At 61.7% G+C, this 21,726-nt stretch carries 7 protein-coding genes; 4 read left to right on the forward strand and 3 right to left on the reverse strand.

Translation table 11 applies throughout. From position 1 onward, the window contains the following. Positions 1 to 43 precede the first annotated feature (43 nt). From EKH80_RS10860 to EKH80_RS10875, 4 genes are all read left to right on the forward strand, one after another. Positions 44 to 676 carry a DUF4142 domain-containing protein gene (locus EKH80_RS10860; protein WP_126684789.1) on the forward strand — a complete coding sequence of 211 codons (633 nt, stop codon included), beginning with the start codon at positions 44 to 46 and terminating at the stop codon, positions 674 to 676. Between the two features lie 322 nt (positions 677 to 998). Continuing rightward, a complete protein-coding gene (locus tag EKH80_RS10865; RefSeq protein ID WP_126684790.1) occupies positions 999 to 3,350 on the forward strand; it encodes an isoamylase in 2,352 nt (783 codons plus the stop codon). Positions 3,351 to 4,009: 659 nt separating this feature from the next. Next, complete coding sequence (locus tag EKH80_RS10870; protein ID WP_158628816.1) at positions 4,010 to 5,014, forward strand: YVTN family beta-propeller repeat protein; 1,005 nt, start codon at positions 4,010 to 4,012, stop codon at positions 5,012 to 5,014. Positions 5,015 to 5,464: 450 nt separating this feature from the next. Further along, positions 5,465 to 6,490: a YVTN family beta-propeller repeat protein gene (locus EKH80_RS10875; RefSeq protein WP_126684792.1), complete on the forward strand. Its 1,026-nt coding sequence runs from the start codon at positions 5,465 to 5,467 to the stop codon at positions 6,488 to 6,490. A 103-nt stretch (positions 6,491 to 6,593) separates the two neighbouring features. Here the strand turns inward: EKH80_RS10875 and EKH80_RS10880 are convergent, their stop codons facing one another. From EKH80_RS10880 to EKH80_RS10890, 3 genes are all read right to left on the reverse strand, one after another. Next, positions 6,594 to 8,009, reverse strand: coding sequence for a substrate-binding domain-containing protein (locus EKH80_RS10880; RefSeq protein ID WP_158628817.1), 1,416 nt, complete (start codon positions 8,007 to 8,009; stop codon positions 6,594 to 6,596). Between the two features lie 403 nt (positions 8,010 to 8,412). Further along, entirely contained in the window at positions 8,413 to 8,820 is a 408-nt protein-coding gene (locus EKH80_RS10885; protein ID WP_126684794.1) for a hypothetical protein, read from the reverse strand. Between the two features lie 171 nt (positions 8,821 to 8,991). Further along, positions 8,992 to 21,624 carry a filamentous haemagglutinin family protein gene (locus EKH80_RS10890; protein WP_126684795.1) on the reverse strand — a complete coding sequence of 4,211 codons (12,633 nt, stop codon included), beginning with the start codon at positions 21,622 to 21,624 and terminating at the stop codon, positions 8,992 to 8,994. Between the last annotated feature and the right edge of the window lie 102 nt (positions 21,625 to 21,726).

The raw sequence follows: 21,726 nt of genomic DNA on the forward strand, positions 1-21,726 counted from the left end.
TGACCAGCATAGGGGCTCAGCTCGATCATCAAGGCGGTACGTCATGCGCGTTGCAAGGTTTTCCCGTTTCGTTCCCGTCTCGCTGATCTTGTTATGGATGACGATGGCAACGGGACTTGCGCAAGCCGCCGACACCCATCAGCCGTTGAACGCCAACGAACAAGCTTTTCTCACCCGCGCCATGAACGACAACGCCAGCCAGGTCGCGATGGCGAAACTGGCGCTGGCCAAATCCATCAATCCGCGCGTGATCGAACTGGCCAGCAGCATCATCCAGCAGCGCAACGCACTCAGTGCCCGCATGGCACAGCTCCGGCCGGGCGTCGATCTACAAGCCGCACAGGTGGCAGGTGGCAACGCCATGTTGGAGCATATGCAGGCTCTCAACGGCGACGCGTTCGACCGGACTTTCACCAGCTCGGCGGTGCGCAACCATTGCCGCATGATCTCGGCCTACGAGGCCATGAAGGTCAGCTCCGCCAATCCGGCGCTACGGGATTTCACTCACGACGCCATTCCCGCGCTACGCGGCAACCTGACGGTGGCCATGTCGGTACTGCGCTCCTCCGGCTGGACCAAGCCGCAGCAGGAAGCCCTCGCCACCGTTGATACGCATAGTGGATCGAAGGCAGCCGTGTTCTGGGAGCCGATCTCGCTGGTGGCAGCGCCGTGGTAAGGCGCAGCTGACAGGGCTGAATGCAGACGGCCGCCGCGATCGAAAGGTCGCGGCGGTTTTTTTTGTGGGCAATACGTGAAAACGCCGCGCCTGTTCGCAATGAATACGTATGCATCCCCTGGTTGCTGCACCGCGATGCTTCCTACCATCCGGCGCACCAGCTTTACGCATAGCCAGCCAACGCGTTAACCACACACGCAATCGATGGGGAGATCGATTCGGCGTGCGGCAAGCTGTGGCCATGCAGATCGTTGTGCCTGCATGCACTTAAGGATGCTCAAGCGAAAGAACCTGTCATTCACGAAGCAGGAGGCACGCCCGTATGAAGTGTTCGAAGCCATTGGCCACCCTGCTGGCATGCGCCAGCCTCGCGATGTTACCCACCATGCCCGCTTACGCGGCGATCAATAGCATGAGCCTGGGCGCAAGTTATGACGCGCAGCAAACCCAGGTCACTTTTCGCGTCTACTCTTCGCAAGCCACGCGCATCGTGTTGTATCTCTACGCGAATGGGTATGGCGCACAGGAATCTGCCACCTACCCGATGATCCATCAGGGCGGCGGCGTGTGGCAGGCGGTAGTACCTGTATCGGCCATTCAGGGCGCCGGCATTAGTGGCGCGGTGTATTACGGCTATCGCGCCTGGGGCCCGAACTGGCCTTACGACGCCAGCTGGACCAAGGGCTCTTCGGCCGGATTCATCGCGGACGTTGACGGCAGCGGTAACCGCTTCAACCCGAACAAGCTGCTGCTGGACCCGTACGCTCAGGAAATCAGCCAGGACCCGCTCAATACCAGCAACCAGAACAGCCATGTCTTCGCCACCGGCGGCACGGTGGATACCTCCTTCGGTGTGGCCTATCGCCTCATCGACAGTGGCGTGTACGCTCCCAAAGGCATCGTGCTCGCGCCCAGCGCGCAAAGCACGGGCACCAAGCCGACGCGCGCGCAGAAAGACGATGTGATCTACGAAGTGAACGTGCGCGGCTTTACCAAGCAGGATTCCAGCATTCCCTCCCCGTACCAGGGCACCTACCGCGGTGCGGGATTGAAGGCGGGTTACCTGGCCAGCCTGGGCGTGACCGCGGTGGAATTCCTGCCGATCCAGGAAACCCAAAACGACGCCAACGATGTGGTGCCCAATTCGGATGCCAACCAGAACTACTGGGGCTACATGACCGAAGACTACTTCGCGCCGGATCGCCACTACGCGTACAACCAATCAGCCGGCGGCCCCACGGCGGAGTTTCAGGCCATGGTGCAGGCCTTCCATGAGGCCGGCATCAAGGTGTACCTGGACGTGGTGTACAACCACACCTCTGAAGGCGGCGCGTGGAGCAGCACCGATCCCTCCACCGCCACCGAATATTCATGGCGCGGCCTGGACAACGCTACTTATTATGAATTGACCACCGACAATCAGTATTTCTACGACGCCACCGGAACCGGCAACACCTTCAATACTTACAGTCCGGTAGCGCAGCAGATGATCGTCGACTCGCTCGCTTACTGGAGCACGACGATGGGCGTCGACGGCTTCCGCTTCGACGAAGGACCGATTCTGGGCAACAACTGCCTCAATCAGTCCTACACGTCGGCGGCGCCCAACTGCCCTAACGGCGGCTTCCATTTCGATACCTCCGACCCCAACATCGCCCTCAATCGGATTCTCAGCAACCTCACCGTACGTCCGGCGAACGGCGGCAGCGGCCTGGACCTGTTCGCCGAACCATGGGCCGCCAACGGCAGCGACAATCAGGGCCAGTTCCCGCAGGGCTGGTCGGAATGGAACGGCCTGTTCCGCGACAGCCTGCGCCAGGCGCAAAACGAGCTTGGCAACATGACGATCCGCATCACACAGGATGCGAACGACTTCGCCGGTTCGTCCAACTTGTTCCAGTCCGGCGGACGTTCGCCCTGGAATTCCACCAACTTCATCGATGTCCACGACGGCCTGACGCTGAAGGACGTGTATTCCTGCAATGGTTCCAGCAACAGCCAGGCATGGCCTTATGGCCCATCCGACGGCGGCATCAGTAACAATTTCAGTTGGGATCAAGGCATGTCCAATGGCACCGGCACGGCTGTCGATCAGCGTCGCGCTGCACGCACCGGCCTCGCTTTTGTCATGCTTTCCGCCGGCACCCCCTTGATGCAGGGCGGCGACGAATATCTGCGCACGCTCCAGTGCAACAACAACGCCTACAACCTCGACTCCACCGCCAACTGGCTCAACTACAGCTGGACGACGGATCAGTCCAACTTCTACAACTTCGCTCAACGCATCATCGCGTTCCGCAAGGCGCATCCCGCCCTACGGCCATCCACCTGGTATACGTCAAGCCAGGTCGTCTGGTACGAACCCAGTGGCGCAGTGGCCGACAGCAGCTACTGGAACAACACCAGCAACTACGCTATTGCACATACGGTCAACGGCTCCTCGTTCGGCGACGGCAACTCCATGTACATCGCCTACAACGGCTGGTCCGGCAGTGTCACCTTCACGCTCCCACCGCCGCCCACCGGCACCAAGTGGTATCGCGTGACCGATACTTGCAATTGGAACGACGGCGCCAATACCTTCGTCACACCCGGCAATGAAACGCTGATCGGTGGCAGCGGAGCCACCTATGGCCAGTGTGGACAATCGCTGCTGTTGCTGATTTCCAAATAGTCGTCCAGCAAAAAAGAGGGAGGGGCTGCATCCCCTCCCTTTCTGCTTCCTGCAGAAATACATCAACTATTGACTGAGCGAACAGGGATCTGCCGCGCTGTGCGGCGGCCGAACCCATTGAGGCTTGACGCTCGCCCTTTAGGCGGACCCCGCTTTTGTAGGCGACTGCCGTGACGCTATTGTGAACACTTGGCGTCGATCAACATTTCGATCGCGTGACTCCATTCGCGCGGCCTTCGAGTTCGGACAGCGACACGACTTTCCTTGCGCGAGCCATCCCGTTCACCCGGCGCGGCTGCGATGACGAAACGGTGACAAATCGCGCCAAGCCTTGTTTTCAAGGGTCATACGCGCTTCATAGCCCAAGCGCATGCTTGAACGGTACCGGGCGGCGACAGGACGAAGCTCGCCGGCGCCGGTGCGTAAAAAGCGATCACAGCACTACAAGTGGGACGGGTCGAGCGCCGGCATGCGCGCTGATGGGATGGTCCGCGCTTCCATCATTTTCCCCGGAACGCGCGGCAGGGTGGCAACAGCCATCCCACCGTCCGCTCCTCGGAACTGCAAAGCACGCTCCAGCAGCTCGAATGCCGACGCAACGAGGTGATTTCAGGACGGGCGCAGCACGGCGCCCATGGTCTTCTTACGAGAGGTCTTCCATGTCGACGAAACAATCCAAGAGCTTCGCGGGTCTCGCCCGCCGCACGCTTCCCTTGCTGATGGCGTTGGTGCTGCTGCCTGCCGCGGCCCATGCAAGTACTGCCAGCATGACCAACTCAAACGCCTACGTGGCGAATGAAAATGACAATACGGTCTCCGTGATCAACACCGCCACCAACACCGTAACCGCCACGGTGCCGGTAGGGACCAGCCCCGCGGGCATCGCGGTCAGCCCCAATGGCGCGATGGTCTATGTGGCCAACCTCAGTTCCAACAACGTCTCCGTGATCAACGCGGCCACCAACGCTGTTGCGGCCACGGTTCCCGTGGGGAGCAGCCCCACGGCCGCCGTGGTCAGCCCCAATGGCGCGGATGTGTATGTGGCCAATGTCAACGCGAACAACGTCTCCGTGATCGACACGGCCAGCAACGCTGTGATCGCGACTGTGCCGGTGGGGAATGGCCCCAGTGGCGTGGCGGTCAGCCCCGACGGTGCTCATGTGTATGTGGCCAATGCCAATGCGAACAGCATTTCGGTGATCAGCACGGCCACCCATGCCGTAACCGCCACAGTGACGGTTGGAGCCAATCCGACCAGCGTAGCCGCCGATCCCTTTTGCAACCTCGTTTATGTGGCCAACACCGGTGACAACACCGTCTCCGTGATCAACACCGCGACCAATAGCGTGGTCCAGACGACGACGGTGGGGAAAGGCCCCGCTGCCGTAGCGATCAGCCCGATAGGCGCACCTGGCTATGCGGCCAATTCCGTCGACAATACGGTGTCCGTGATCAACCCGTTCAACGGAAGCGTGATCGATGCGGTGCCGGTGGGAGCTGCTCCTGATGCAGTCGCGATCAGCGGCAGCACCCTGGGGGTGTATGTGGCTAACGCGAATGACAACACCGTTTCCGTGATCAATCCCTTCACCGACAAAGTGATCGCCACGGTGACCGTGGGCTCGGTTCCCGCTGCGGTGGCAACCCAGCCGGTTCAGTTCTAATGCTGGATCTCGGCGCAGCAGTGCTCGCCTGAGGAAATCAAAGCAGACGGCCATCTCTCGCGGGGTGGCCGTTTGTTTGTGCGTCCAATACCGCTCATGAAGAAAACATGACAAATCGCGCCAGGCGCGGTTTTTTTGGGTCACAAGCGCTTCATGGCTCAAGCGCATGCTTGCGCGGTGCCGTGTTGCGCCAGGACGTAGTGCGCGGGCGCGGCACTTTGAGCAGCTACAGCATTACAAGTGGGACATTTGAGCGCCGGCACGCACGCTGAAGAGATGTATCGCGCTCTCGTCATCGGCTCGGGCAACACAGGCGGGTGGCACGAGGCCTCCCATCGCTCGATCCAGGGACCGCCAAGCATCTCCAGGGGGTTCGCATACCGGCGCAACGGGATGGTTTCATGCCGGGCGTAGCGTGACGCCCATGATCTTCTTACCTGAGGTAATTCCATGTCGACTCAACAGTTCGAGACGCGCCCGATGGGGCGCCGGCGGCTTGCGGATGCGGCCCGCTGCATGCTTGCTTTGCTGATCGCAGGCGCGGCACTGCCTGCCTCGGCTCATCACATCCACCATAACAACCATGTCTATGTGGCCAATCTGAACGACAACACCGTGTCCGTGATCGATCAGGCCACCCAGGCCGTGACCGCTACGGTACCGGTGGGGACCAGTCCGTCGGGCCTGGCGGTAAGCCCCAATGGCGCTACCGTGTATGTAGCCAATTCCAGTTCCAACAGCGTCTCCGTGATCGATGCGGCCAGCAACACGGTGACCGCCACGGTGCCGGTGGGAAGCAGTCCCGTGTCCGCCGTGGTTTCTCCCAATGGCGCCGACGTGTACGTGGCCAATGCGAATGCCAACAGCGTCTCCGTGATCGACACGACCAGCAACACCGTCATCGCCACCGTGCCGGTAGGGAACAGCCCCAATGGCGTAGCGGTCACCCCCGATGGCAAGCTGGTGTATGTGGCCGACACCAATGACAACTCCATCGCCGTGATCGACACCTCCACCCACACCGTGACCGCCACCGTGCTGGTCGGAACCGGTCCGGTAAGCGTAGCGGTAGGTCACCTCGGCTCGCGTGTCTATGTGGCCAATGTAGGATCCAATTCCGTTTCGGTGATCGACAGGGCTACCCATAGCGTGATCGACACGGTAACGGCAGGGAGCGGTGCCAGTGCCGTAGCGGTCAGCCCGTTCGGCGCGCATTTGTACGTAGCCAATTTCGGCGACAACTCCGTCTCCGTGATCCGCGCGTTCAAGCCTGTCGTAACCGGCACTGTAGCAACGGGCGCTGCTCCTGATGCGCTAGCGCTCGACCGCGATGGCGATCGTCTGTTCGTGGCCAATGCCGACGCCAACACCGTTTCCGTGATCAATCCCGAGACCCGCAAAGTGGTTGCCACGGTGAACGTGGGCAACGTTCCCGCGGCAGTGGCAACTCAGCCCACCGAACTGTCCGGATGGTGATCAGCGGATGACCTTGGCGGCGCTTGCCGCCGCGCAAACAAAAGGGGATGCGCGCGCGCATCCCCTCTTTTTTCAGCTTCTTGCAGCGTGGAACGTAGAACTATTACAGCCCGTAGCAGCCGCTGACCTGGCTGGAGGTGAACGAATTGGAGCCGAGGCCAATGAACTGCAGGCCGCCAACGGCCGTCACATGGCTGGTAATGGCCGAGTTGTACGGAGAGGTCACCAGACCTTGCGTGGTGGCCTGGTCCGAGCCGTTGCCCGTGCTGTTACCGAGGAAGTACGAGACGGCCACGATCGGATAGCTGCCCACCGGCACGATGCTGCCCAGGGTGGAGCTGGGAGCGGCGTACTTGTTCGGCCTCACGATAGCGATGCACTGCGTGGTGGGCGCAGGCGAGATGGCCGTGAGCGCTGGCGTACCGTTCGTGTTGTTGGTGCTGCTGATCACCTGGTTGAAGGCGATGGAGGAACCGGTGATGGACGAAACGCTGAAGTTGCTGACCGGGCTCTTACCGTTTACAGAGCCGAACTGCAGGCCGGGGTTGGTGGCCTGGGCGTTGGCCAGTTCCACATAGCCGATGCTGCTGGCCGTAGAACCAATGGCAGCGGCTACGCCCGCGTTACCGCTGGAGCCGGTCCAGCCGGAGGGAGCCGTGGTGAAGAAGTTGGAGGTTACTGCCGGGGAAGCGCCGACGAAAGCCTGGTTGGCTTCAAACGGACCACCGCTCAAACCGGCGGCAGCGCAGACAGCCGACAAGTGGTTACTGAAGCTGAAGCTCGTGCCGCTGCCATCCTTGCGGTACTGCACGTTGATCGCCGAGGAAGGAATCGTGACGCCGGCGGTGAGGGTGAACGCGTTGGCTAGCCGGGAATCACTCCAGTTGGTGATCTGGCCGGAGAAGATCTGGCAAACCTGCAGGTCGCTGAAGTTCACTTCCGAAGAAGTCACCTGGGCGCCGGTGCTGTCCGTCAGGTTGAAGGCGATCGCCACCGCACCCACCACCACCGGGAACTGCACGGGGAGGCTACCGCCATGATTGCCGGTGTAGTTGCTGAAATCCGCTTGGCTCAGCGGTGCATCCGCAGCGGCGAAGTTCGGCTGGGTCAGGTCGGTGCGGCTGACAACCGGCGCGCCAAAGCCATGCAGCACAGGGCTGGTGCCGCTGGTCGGGCAGACATCCTGCACGCTGTTGTTGGTAATCCCGGCAAGTATGTTCTTACCCGAGCCGCTGCCGGTCAGGCAGTAGGAGGAAGTGGTGCCGTTGGTCGAATCATACACACCGAGCAGCGAACCCGAAGCGATGGCGCCGACATAGGAGGGCGGGTTGGTTACCGAAGCGTCGGTCAGTTGCGGGGTCGACGGGTTAGCGGCAGCGCTGCCGACATAGAGGAGCGACGGCAGCGTCGCACCACCACCCACTTGCGTGCCGGCATGCGACACGCCAGCCATCACCAATGCCAGAGCACCAGCGATCAGCTTGGTGCGGGTGTTTAACCGATTCAGTCCATTACTCATGGTGTTCCCCATAGCGCTTAGACCCCCGGAATTGGAGGCCATGGCTTTTTACGCTTGCGCAATGACGGGGCCATTAAGCAATGGTGTCGATGAATATGCCAACAAAATTACAATATGGACGTATGGCATTAATATTTAATGTCATATTTTTCAAGCCGAAATCGGCTGTGAAGCAACGCACATTCCATGCAATCCAAGATTTTTTCATCACCATTTTTCACGTTTTATGGTCATGTGGATTTCTATACTCACTCGGGGATTATGTACTCGCCACCATCGGCATGCACGTCGCTGGCAAATGCCATGAATAAGCCGGCATCGTTCCTTGGAGCGCCAAAAGCTAAGGGGCAAAAGCGCCGCGGTCAGCTACGTTTTTGTCCCCTGGCATGAAATCGAATGATATTCACCGGCACGTACAAGGCGATAACTCATAAGGCAGACCGTATTCGTGCAACAAGGAATACACTTCCTTGTCCAGGTCCGACATGCGTGCAAGTGCAGCGATTTCTTCCGAAGACAGTTCCATCAATGCGCAGCGGATCGCGCTGCGATGCCCTTCCATGCACCAGGCGTTCAGAATCTTCATCAGCTCGGCAAGCATGACGCCTTTCACTTTGTCCGTGGCATCACCGATACGCTTGAGCTGCTTTTCCAGCGAATAGGTAAGCCGCTGGCTGAAAGCGCGCTCCGCCACTTCCAGCAATGCTTGCAATTGCGCGCGCGTGCAGGCCCTCAACAAGGATTCGGCCATGCCGTATTGACGCAAATTGGAAAGCTGGATCAGTGTTTCGACTAGCGCACCCTGATTCACTGTGATTCGCCTCAATCCCTTGTCATGGATTCCGTTGAAAAAAAACCCGCCCCGTCCCTGGGACGGATTCCGCAAGGAGGATGTCCGATTCATGTTGTGGGCCTTGAGGCCGGCGCTGGACCCGCCGGCTTTGCTGTTTGTCCCAGCTCCGTGCTGGTTATCGGTATGTCGTCATTCGCTCAGTTGCCTGCGTTCGGCGTCAGTCAATGATTTTTTGCGCGCATCGCTGAGCGGCCCGGCGCCCAGCACTTGCACAGGGCTGTTCGGATCGTAACCACTGCCGCCACCCTGAATACTGGTGCTGCCGTCGCCGAATCCGAGCACCTGGACCGAGATGATCGACGGTTGTTTGCCGAGCGCATCGTTCTGCTGTTGCTTGGCCATATCCTGCGCCACCTTGCTGACCGCGCCCGCTGCAGCACCCGCCGCGGTGAGTGCGCCGACGTTCACCGTTTGCGCCACCGGCACGCCGATCTTCTGGCCCTGCACCTGGATGTTGTCGGCGTTCAAGACTTGCGCTGCGGCCACCACTAGGTTGCCGGAGACGCGAATGCCGGCGTCGCCCGCATCCACTGTGCCGCGCGGCGCAATCAGGTAAACGTTGCCTCTTGGCGCACCAGGTATCGTCTGCAAGGTGGCGATCCCGGCACCAGTGACCTCGCCCTTGGCATCGAGCAAGCAGAAGGCGTTCAGATCGCACAAATAGCTGGGCGGAGGGATCGCCGCCACGGTTTTCGCGCCCTGGCCCGCGTTGATGTCGCCGTTGGAACTGAAGATCACCATATTGCCGCCCTGCTCGGTGAAGATGCGGCTTTGCGCCAGCAGCAGGCTGCGGTCGGTGAAGATATCCACGTCACCCTGTTCCAGGGTGAGTACGCCTTGGCTGTTGGGACCGGCGACGACCTGACCGAGGTTGTTGGTGATCACGGGCGGCGCTTCCACGCTGCCGATCAGGGCCTGGCCGCCCGGACCCAGGATGCTGACATTGCCACCCTGCTGGGTCTGGATGGTGGAACTGCGGATATCCAGGTCGCCCGTATCGATGGTTCGGGCCTGGCCATTGATGCCGCCGGCACCGCTGCCGTTGTTGGTGTACCCCAGCGATGCAGGGAACAGGCTTTCGATCGCGGCGTAGCCACGTGCGTATTGGTTGTAGTACGGGCTGGATGGATTGTTGTAATCCGCACCCACCTGCCCTAGCAGCTTGAACAACTCCTGCTGCGCAAACAGTTGCTGCTTGTAGGCGGGCAATTGCTGGAAGGCGGCTTGCGCCTGCTGCGGTGTCAGCACCACGTTGAGCTGATCCTGCGCGAAGCCGGAATCGACCACCTGGCCATCCGCCTGCCGCTCCATGAAAGTGAGCAGATCCGGCAGCAGGCTGCCGAACCCGTCCACGCCATGGGGGCTGCTGAGATATCGGGCAAGGAAGCCGCTGGTGTTGATGCCCGGCCCTATACCGAACAGCACGCTGACGCTTGCGCCATCGTGCGGCAGATAGGGATTGAGCGTGTTGCCGATGGTTTCGATACCGGTCTGTTGATCGGCGGTGATAGCACTTGCGTTGAGGAGATCAGCCTGGCTGGTGAGCGGCCCAATGTTGCGGCCAGCCTCCACATCCAGCGTGCCAGCCCCGCCCAGCTCGATTACGGGTATGGGCTGGTAATACAAGTGGGAATCCAACACTACGGGATTGAACTGCGTATCGTAGATATCGTGGCCCGCGACGATGCGGGTGACATCCGACGCGTGCGTTTGCTGGCCGATAAAGGAGAGATTGACGATATCCCGCCCCGCCTGGATCAGCGCCGGCTTGTCCGGCTGGATCAGCATGGCATTCGCATAAATGCCGCCTGACTGCAGTGCCGTGCCATCGCTGATGCTGCCATTGAGCGCATAAATGCGCACCGGAGTAACGTCGGAGTCATGCAGTCCGACCTGGTGTAACAATGGTTCGACATCTCCAAATGCGTTATTGGGAGAAGACGCACCGTCCAGGTAATGAAGCTGAGCTAGATTTGAGTAATCGACACTATTGGAACCTTGCGGCAGCAAGGGCGAGGGCAAAAGGGAGGGGTTCGCATCGATCAGGCCAAAGCCTTTTCCGGCAAGGCCAAGATCGTTGTTCTGCTGAGCGAATTGAACGGAATCAGCGGCAAGCAGGTTCAGATTGCCTGTAGCGGAGGGATACAGCCCGCCCGAAGTAAGGATATTGATCGTGCCGTTCAAGGCGCTGAAATCCAGCGTCGAAGGCAATACTCCAAGGTCGTAGCTGCTGCCAACGTCACCCACACCAAGCACCTGGGTTTCCCCCGACAGGCTGCCCAGCGTCACATCGCCCGAGGCGGTCTTGGCATTGACCGCGGAGCGGACGCTGTAGCTTTGCGCGTCCGCCACGCCAAGCCAGCCAGGGAAGGCATAGGACGGGTCAAGAATGTCCGCGATATCCACGCCCTCGTGGGCTTGCACACTCCATTGCGCATCCTGCAAAGCCAGCAAGGTAGAGACTGGCGTGGTTTGAGGGCCGTTGCTGCCGCCAGGTAGCACGTAGGTGAAATCGGAACCGATCTGGCCGCCGGCCGATAAGCTGCCTGTACCCTTGGCGACGAAATAGCTGCCGCTGAGAATGTCGCCGCCCGCGCGCACCACAAGATTGCCGCTGCCCACGGTGGTGATGGCGGTGACTGCGGCATTGGCATACCAGGTGGTGGGCAAGGAGACCGAGAGATCGCTGATGTTGCCGCCCGCCGTGACGGTGACATTACCGCCCGCGCTCATCACGCCTTGGTCGAAATTCGCAAAATTGATCGAGCTGCGAGTGGTGAACCCGACGCCTGAGCTGGGATTGGCGTTGACGACGTTGCCGGTTTCCAGCCACGGCCACCAGAACTGGCTGATCAATGCGCCCGGCGTGCCGGTGAGGCTGCCGGTGCTGTCGTAAACCTGTTCGATGCTGTTGATGTTGCCGCCGGCGCTGAGCAGGAGATTGCCTGCGTTGACGGGATTGACCGGATCGGTGACCAGCAAATCGGGGGTGGGACCCGCGATAGGCTGAGTGGGTATGACCACCTTCACCCCGGTGCCCGCCGTAGTGCCCGCGGCCGGCTCGCCCGCGGTATAGACCGTGGTGGGCGCGGTGGAGTCCTGCCAGTCGATGTCGCCTGCCGCCACGATCTCGATGGAACCGGTACCGGTGCGCACCACGGTGGGGAAGACCAGCGTTTTGCCGTCGCCGCTGCTGGCGGTGTACTGCACCGCGAAATGCCCGTTGAGATTGACGTTGCCCGCGCTGGTGTCCGCTACAGCGGCAAGCGGGTTGGCACCGGCGAAACCGGCACCGGCCACGAGCTGGTAGCTGCTGCTCGATCCGCCCAGCAAGGTGGCCGAAGCCAGCGACGCCGGATTGCCCAGGCTTGGCATATTGGAGGGCGAGTTGTTCGCAGTCTGGGGTATGGTCGGTACTACACCTACGGGCGGGGCGGGCGCAAAGAAGAACTGCGAACCGCTGCCTTGTCCGGTAAGAATCGCATTGGCATTGCCCAGATTGTTGGCGACGTAGTTGTAGTAGTCGTTGAATCCCGTGGCAGCGGCACTTCCCGTGGCAGGAGTGCCGATATACGTGGCGTAATCCGCCGAATACTGCTGGTAATTGCCGGCCGCCTCCGACTGCAGGGGCGCCAACAAGGGCGATGGCGTCTGGATCTGTGAAAGCGCAAGGTTGAAGTTGACGTCGGCCGTATTGGGGTTGAACGTGGAGGCGTCGTGCAAATAGTTGAAATAGGCGCTTACATAAGCGGCATAGGTTGAGGAATCGCCGACCTGTGGCGCGGACAGGTTCAAGTTGTAGGGAAGAAAACCGGAGGCATTGCCTGCATCGAAGCACGAAGACCAGCTTGCACAGGGCGACGAGCCTGAGGATGTCGGGCCGGCCACCACGGTATTGATGTACAACGCGTAATCTTGGTAATACGCATGGGGTTGATTCTGCTGCGGCACAACTATCGGCTGATAGAAAGCGAAACTTCCGATGTTCGTGGTATTTCCATTACCACCCGCCAAGGGTGATTGCGCATTGCCGTTCAGGTCCCAGAAATAGGCCGCGCCTCCGTTCCACAGATTGAACGAAGAGGGGCCTCCATTGTTGACTATCAGGTTGCCGCTTTGCAGAAACGCAATCGTGTTCTGGTACGCGGCCAGATCCTGACCATACATCGGATCCGTGGTGGCTCCTCCTGATGGCTGGATAACGGGCGGCACAAGCGTTGCCCCCGTGTTCTGCTGATAGAACCCATCGGTAAGGCTGGCCTGCACATTCACATTGTGCAGGGCAAGCACGCTCAGCACAGGCGCGGTGCCCGAAGCGGAGACCGTGGGATCGGCGCCATAGCGATACGCCAACTGGATCGTGCCATCGGTCGCCGTGACGCCGGCGCCCAGGTTCCAGTTGCTAAGCACCGAAATATCCCCGCCATTGACGCCGGCATCTGGATTGATCAGCTCGATGCCCGGACGCATCTGCAGGTGGGCGATGCCTGCGTAGCGATTACCAAAGCTGTAGCCGGGCTGTTCCACATAGCCCATCAAGGTCCCTGCGGTGCCAACGTTGCCGCCGGCATAGCCGTAGAAATCCTGATGCGCTGCATTGACCGTCGTGGGTATGAAGTAGTCGTTGCCGAGATAGCTTTGCAACATCGCGGCCGTGGCGGGCGCAGCCAGTGTATTGCCTGCCTGGTCGTACCAGGTGCCCGGCATCAGTTGCGGTGTGCCGCCCGCGCCCGCGGTGTACCAGCCGGCGGGGTCGATCAGGCCATCGAAATGCTGTGACAGGTTGGTGATGTGGTCATCCGTGCTCCACACCGCATAGGGCACGAGCGTGACGCTTCTCGCACCGGTGATCGCGGCAGGATTGGCAAACGTAATCGGCACATCACCATTGGCCAGCAGAGGCGCGCGCAGGCTCACCGTGCCGCCCGCATCGGCGCTACCGCCGGAAACATTGATCACGGCATTCGGCCCGAACACGATGCGGCCGGCGCTGCCGGGCTGCACGTTCTCGTAGCCGTAGCCGGTATTGAGCGAACCATCCGGCGTGCCGGTGGTGCCGATCTCAACGATGCCACCGAATTGCTCCGGCACGCTGCTGGTGGCCAGCAGGCTGCCGTTGACCGTGACGCCGTTGCGTCCGTAAAGCTGGATGGCGCCGGCAGCGGTGCCGGAGATGTTGACCGTGCCTTCGATATCCACCACGCCTGCGTTGGTGTTGACCGCGCCATTGCCTCCATTGGCGGTGAGGTACACATCCTGCGCCATCAGGCTTTGCCCGGCGGAGAGCGACAGGTTGCCGGCACCGCTGGTGATGGAGATGCCGCCGGTGGCGCCTGCGCTGCGGGTCAACTGTGCCAACTGATCCAGATCCAGCGCGCCGCCGCTGCTTACACTGAAGTAGCCGCCCTGGTAACCGCTGGCAGCAGCGCCCTCAAAACTGCCGTTCAAGCTGGCCAGGTTGTTTGCGTTGATGGTGAGGCTGCCCGCCGTACCACCCAGCGGCGCACCAGCGAAGTTCACCACCGCGCCGCTGTCCACGCTCACCGAACCTTGTTTCGAGGTCAGCACGAGATTGCCACCGGGCGCATAGCTGGTGACGTCGTAGAAGGTTTTATTGACACCGGCGACATCGGCATTAGCGCCGCTGGCCAGGGTGAGATCACCACCGGTGGCGGTGAGCCGGAGCTGCCCGGCCAGCGCATCCACTTGGGTGCCCACACTGAGTGTGCTGCCGCTAAGTGCCAGCGAGCCGCCAAGATTGCTATCGCTCAGCGCAGTGCCGTTGGCGTGGTTGAGGGCGAAGCTGCCGGTGGTGGTAAGCGTGGTGTTCGCGCCACTGGTAGCCAGCAGGATCGGCGTGTTGAAGCTGACATTGGCCGCGCCGAAATCCATACCGCCGTTGCCGTGGCCGGTAATGCCCTGGTTTGCGTTGGCGGTGACGCTGGCGAAGCCCTGGATGACGCTGCTGCCCGCGGTGAAATCCAGTTCGTTCGCGTTGAGTATCCACTGGCCCGTGCCAGCCGAGGCCGTGGCAGTGCTGGTGCCGACAGCATTGCCCAGGCCCAGCGTGTTCGCCTTGATGCTGACCGTGCCGCCATCGCTGACATAGGCATTGGCGTTGAGGTCCAGCGTCTGCGGCAGATCGATGCCGACATGGCCCAGGAAGTCGATCGCGCCGCGGCTGCTCAATGTGATCTGGCTGGCGTTGTTGAACAAGCTCAAGGTGGCGGGGCCGATCACCAGGCCGCCGGTGCTGGCGCCGCCCTGCGCGCCACTGCCTACGAAACTGATCTGGTTGGCGGTGGCCCGGATGTTCTGCGCGGCAAAGACCGCATTCGGATCGACGCTGGTGGCGCCGGTGGTGTCCATGGTCAGCGAACCACCTCCCTGCACGGTGGCGCCAGCATCGACAGTGAGATTGCCCAGCGTATCGCCTGACACATCGTAGCGAGTGACTGGGGCAAGGCCATTCTGGGAGACGCTCAGCAGTGCGCCATTGCCGCTGACTGCGGCAGCACCAGCACTGACCGCATTGCTTCCAAATAGCAGCGGCGTGGTATTGGGCGTGCTGGCGCCGGTGGCGGCGAGATAGCTGCCCGGCTGCAGCACGATGCCTTGCGCACCCGTGTTGCCGTTGCCGTTGGCGACCAGCAGAATTTCCGGGCCTTGCAGCGGATCGGCACTGTCGTTGGACAGCACCACGCTGTCGGCGATGCTGGTGACCTGGTAACCCTTGCTGGTGAGCTGACGGGTTCCGCCCAACAGCAGGCTGCCTGCGCTCAACGCCGTCAACTGGTCGGCCGATACCTGCAGATAGCCGGTCAGCGGCGTGGAATCGGCCCCCACGACCTGGATGGCTTGCGCCGCTATATCCACCAGGCCCGGGCGTCCGCCATGGGCGGGCGTGTTATCCAGCGTGGCGCCCAACTGCAATTGCTGGGCAGCACTCAAGATCAGATGGCCGCCATCGGCGGGCAGCGAGGGCGCGAGCGTGCCGTTGCTGACGGCCTGGGCGGTGAAATAGGCGTCTGCATCGGTGAAGCGGTATTGCGAATACTGCTGCCACACCGGTGCCGACTGCACCAGGAAAGTGGTGTTGGTGGATGCGTGCGCGCCGTCCAGCGCATTGGCGAAATAGCCTGTGACGCTGAGCGTGCCATCCGGCAGGACCGCGTTCTGGCCCAGCACGGTGTTCTGCGCAACGGGGTTGGTGTTCTGCACCACCCGGTAAGCGCCGGGCAAAGTGGCGTAGCCGGCGGGCAGCAAGGTGTAGTAGCCGGCGGGCAGGCCGGCGATGCCGGACAGGTACACCGATTGGCCCATGGCCGGACCTGCGCCAGCGTTGGCGGCGCTGCTCATCGCCGCATCCTGCGGGCTCACCGGCGACGTATAGCCGGGCAGGATGGCGTAGATGGGACGCCCATCGGCGTATTGCGGTACCTGCACGCCGGCGGTGCTGTTGGCATAGCTGGTCTGGTATTGGGTAAGCACGTTGACGGTGCCGCCCGTACCCGGCACCCATTCCGAGGCCTGCAAGCTGCCGCCCCCGCGGATATCGATGGTGGCTCCGCTGTCGAGCGAGACGTTGTTGCCGGCGATGGTGATCGACTTGGCCGGCGGCGCGCTCAAGGGCGAAATGGCGACATTGGCGGCGCCGGCATAGTTCCATTCCAGGCCGTCGGTGGTGTTGCCATAGGGGATCGTTTCCCCATTCAGCGACACCGAACTGAGGCTGCCGGCACCGAGCGTGACGTTTTGCGTGGCAACCAGCTTCTCGTAACCGTTGGTGATGCCCAAAGCGGTTGCCGTGGCAGTGGGGTCCGTTACGCCAACGACTAGATTGCCTGCAGGTACCCACACGGTGCCGTCCTGCACGATGCTGTCGGCATCCAGCAGCAGACTGCCACCCGCCGACAGCGGCGTACTGGCGGCGCCATCGCCAAGGATGGTGAGCGTGGTGCTGAGGGGCTGGCCTTGCGCGTTGCTCAGTCCCGAAGGATTGGCATCGATCACGAACGGGTAATTGGTGACCGGGTAAAGCTCGGCCGCCCGCAGGGTAATGTTGCCGGTGCTGAACAACATGCCTGGAACGATATTGCCGTTGTTATTGTATGCACTGCCTGTGGCTATAGGTTCGTAGAAGCGGATTGCGTCACTGGCGGTGAGGCTGGTATTGGCCCAGCCTTGCAAGTTGATCGTGCCGCCAAGGTCCATGAAATCGGCATGGATGGCCAAGCTGCCGCTGCCTGCCACGGGAAGGGTGTTGAAGCCAAAACCGGTCAACTCCACGTAAGGAGCGCTGATCCGCACCGTGCCATCACCGGAGTTGTAGGCGGTGTAGTTGACGCCGGATAGATCCTTGCTGCCCGCCGGCAAAGCGGTGAAGGTGGTGGCATACGCCGCGAAGCTTTTGCCTAACGAAAGATCGATATTGCCGGCGAAGCCGATCGGCAGAAGAGTCTGGTGGTTGTTGACGTTGGTGCCGTTGCTGACCGAAGTATCTGGACCCAGGATCAGACTGGTGACGCCCGAACCGTCCAGGCGATCCAGCGCGAAATGCAGCACGCCCGCGGCAGCGCTTGGCGCCACTACACCGCCTTGCTGCAGTCCGGAGCCGGGTAGCAGCTCTCCGGTTGGCTGCAATACGATTGCCGTGGACTTCGGGCCGAAGAAATCGCTCTTCCTCATGCCTACTATTTGCAAGCGGCCGCCTTCCGCCTGGGAACCGCCTGACTGCGCCAGCAGGCGGCCGTCCGCGTACAGACCCGCCGAGGCGCCCAACTCGATGGAGCCGGCATTGCTCCATACAGGAGTCGGCACGAAACCAGTTTCGGTGCCGCCGGGAGTGCCACCCGCCGTGGGCAGGTCATACACATCAGCGCTACCCGATACATCGATCAGGCTGCCCTGCTCGGTAAGCACATAACCTTCGGGAGAAGTGAGGCTGACACTGCCGCCATCCAGCACCACGCCGGTACGTGGGATGGAGCGTGTCGCCACGCCCAGCCCCACGCCATTGCCAGGCTCAGCCGCTGCCAAGGGGTTGATCAGCGAAACGCCGGAGGCATTCAATACCGCCTGCGGCCCCAGCCATAGCTGCGACGTATTCGTGTAAAACGTAGTCAGGCCGCGCACCGGCTGGCTGATTTGGATGATGCCGCCGGGCGCATCAATGGTGCCGTCCACGATAACGGACTGGGTCGCGGCCAGATTGACGCTGGCGCCCGCGTCGGCGGAAATCGTCGCTCCCTCGCCCATCGTCAACGAACCCGTCACTCCGGGATAGATCACCGGTACAAAAAAATTATTTTTGTTGATGATCAGCCAGCTCTGGTACTGGCCCGCGCTCAATGAAAAGCCGGGACCGTTCGTGCCACGGGACATGTAACGGAGGTACGGCGCCAACTGCCCCACGCTGGCATAAGCGCTATCCGTCAGCGGGCTCTGGCCATAAATATCCGTGCCCGTAGGCGCCGCTTGCAAGGCAGTGACATTGGGCAACAAATTGTTGCGGCTGACCTGCACCATCGCGCCGGGCGCGATGGCGGCGTCGGTCATCGAGGTGAGTGCGTAATTGTCGAAACCCTGGCCCGCGAAGAACGAGGGAGACAGGTACAGGCCGTTGCTCAGCGCCAGATCGCTGGCACTGCCGCCGATCTGGATGTCGGCCGCCTGCAAACTGAGCGTGCCGCCGCCGCTAAATCCGTAGGCGCGCAAGCTGCCGTCCAGCACCAGCTTGCCGCCCGGCCCCAATGAGGAGGGTGGACCCATTCCCGCTGGCGCAGGTTGGGTAAACGACTGCGCACCCTGGTTTGCATAGGTGATCAGGCTGATATTGCCGCCACTGCCTACCGGCACTCCATTGGCCAGTTGCAATTGGCCGCTGCTGTTGACGTAGCCGCCGCTGGACACGTCCAGCAGACTGCCCGAATTCAGCAGGATGGAGCCGGTTTCATCAATGACTTTGCCGTTGTTGTCGCGAGCGGCGAACTGGTCGGTGACAAGACTGATGGCGCCGCCGTTGATGTACCGATCACCGATGTATTGGCCTGCGGCACTGCCTGCATCGTTGACCCACAACCCGCGGGTGCTCAGCACCGCGCCGTTGTCGATGGCGATGCCAGAAATCGCCGCGCCCGCCGGGCTGGCGGGATCAGAAGCGCTGCTGCCGAGCGACGTCAGGGTGATCGCGCCAGCAGGCGCACTGAGTTCGCCCAGAATATGCACGACAAATGCCGTCAATCCGATCGAACCGCCAGGTTGCACGCTGAACACGGTGCCGGGCTGCTCGAGGATTTCGCTCGACAGAGTGGTCGTCAGGTTCACCGCACTGAACCCGCCTTGTTGCACCAAATTGGCAGAGACCGGCATCCAGCGCGCCAGGTCATACGGGTTGGTGCCAGCGGGATCGTTCTTGCCAAGCACGGTCGACCAGGGCGTATCGGCCTGGAAACCGGAATCCACCTGCTCGATTGGCTGGATCGCCTGCTGCAGCAGAAGGGAAGGCAATGGGCCTGCGACGCCAATTCCATTTAACGAGGCTGCGTTGCTTAGCGTGATGCCCAACGTGCCGCCATGGGGCTGATTGCCTTGCACCACCTGATTGCGGCCAGCGAAGGCCTGCGCGCTGATCTGGCCATCCAGCACCAGCGCGTCGAGCGTGTTGATGTTGAGCGCGCCGGCATTGCCGCCCTGGGCAAAGCCGTTGTCCCAATAGGTGCTGCTGGCCAGCAGCGGATTGCTGTAGGAGGTGCTCACGCCCCAGCGGTTGTCGATCACGTCGTACTCGCCGGCAAAGCCGACATAGCCGAGATTGGGATCGGCATTGGCGAGGTTGTAGACGCGACCGTTGGAGGCCAGCAGGTTGGGCGTGGTGACCCAGCCGCCCTGGTAGGCGATATAGCCGCCGCCCAGGTTGACCTGTGCGCCACTGCGCACGATGACCTGGGTACCTGTAAGGTTGACGGTGCCGCCGTTCGTCATCAACTGATCGACGGTACGCGGCACGCCGTCGACATAGCCGGCAAGATTGAGGACGGGACTGCCCACCCAGGCCAGGCCGCTGGCCGTGGTGCCGCTTTGGGTGCTGTCCACCACCAGGTTCTTCTGCCGGTACAGGAAGCTGTTGCGCAGCAGCGGCGAATTCGCCAGCTCGTTCTGGCCGATGCGCGGAATCGTCACCAGCAGGTCCGAGACGGGCAGTTCCACGTCCGCCAGGCCCGAGACATCCACGACCGCGCCGTTGTCGACATAGACGCGGCCGTCCAGCGGATTGGAATTGCCGCTGTACTGGTAAGCGTTGATGTTGAGAGTGGCGCTGGGCGCTTCCAGCAGCGAGCCGGATTGCAGGGTGACCGTTCGGCCGCTCAGGGTGAGGCTGCTGTCGTTGTTGTCGAAGGCCGTGCCGGCCGCGGCGGTGGACGTGGTGCTGGCACCGTCCTTTTCCGGCAGCACGGCGGTAACGGCGTTGGGGCCGAGCACCAGGGCTCCGCCGCGCTGATAGCTGCCCGCGACGTATTCGTCCTGGGCGCTCAGGACGATGCTGCCCTGGTAGTTGACGCTGGTGGAAGCCAGCGCCACGCCATCCTGGCTGACGTTGTAGCCGTCCATTTCCACATGGCCCCGGCGCGATTGCAGCAGGCCGGTATTGGTCGCCGTGCCGCCGGGATAGTTCGCCGGGGCATTGGCTGGCTGTGCGACGACTATGGCCAGCGGCTTGATGGCCGAACCCTCGTAGTTGAATTGCGCGCCGGCGCCCAGGATCACCTGTCCCTGGTCGTCCACGATGCTGCCGGCATTGGAAACATTGGGTGCGGCCAGCAAAACGAAGCCCTGTGTGCCGCCGGTGATGGAGGCCCCGTTCTGCACCATCACATCATGATTCTTGCCGTCGGCAAATTGGCCGTTGACCAGCATCGGCGTACCGGGATTGATGCTGGCAATGCCGCTGTTGAGAAAGCTGCTGTTGCCGGTGGCGAGGTCGCCGCTGAGCAGGTCCAGCGAACTGGCGATCAGCGACTGCGTATTCACCTGGCTGCCGGCGCCGAACAGGATGCCGTTGTGGTTGAGCAGATACACCGTGCCCTCGGCCTTGATCTGGCCGAAGATCTGGCTGGGCACGCCGCTGGGGTCGGTCACGCGGTTCAGTGCGATCCAGTTGTTGTTGCTGCCGTTGGTCTGGTTGCCGCCGCTTTGATTGAAGTACAGCGTGGTGCTGCGGCCGACGTTGAAGCTGTTCCAGCTGAGGATGGCTTTTTGCGCGGTCTGTTTCACCTGGACGGTGGTTTGGCCGTTCGATGCCGTCTGCGTAGGCAGGCTGGCGTTTTGCCACAGCGATGGATTGCTCGAAATGCCGGATGCAACCACCAGGCCGCCAGGCGCAAGACCATTGGGTACCGGCGACGCCTGCTGCTGCGCGGCTTGCTGCGCCGATTGCTGTGCAGCGACTTGGGCGGCCACGGTCTGGGCTGCGCGCGCCAGATTGGCAAGCGATTGCTGTACCTGCTGCTGTTGCAACAGTTGTTGCGGTGTTTGGGCGGCGATACCCGAAAGGGCCGACGAACCTCCATTGCCGCCTGATGCGGCAGGCCGGTTCGCCGCTTGTTGCGCCAGCCATGCCGAACTCAATGCCTGCGGGCCGCCTGCGTGCGCCGGCATGGCCAGCACGGCCAGCACGGAGGCAATGGCATAAGCGAGGGGATGTCTGGCCGTTACGCTGCGCGTGGAACGGAACCCTTTGCCTGAACCGACCGGTGTGATCACGAAACTCTTCCCCTGGGCGTCTCTGTGGCACTTCGCTATGCAAAGCTGTCGCCTAAGTAGACCGCCGGGTGGATGACCGACTGAACCGTGTCATCAAAATTT

Source organism: Dyella choica (assembly GCF_003977665.1).
Classification (GTDB): domain Bacteria; phylum Pseudomonadota; class Gammaproteobacteria; order Xanthomonadales; family Rhodanobacteraceae; genus Dyella_B; species Dyella_B choica.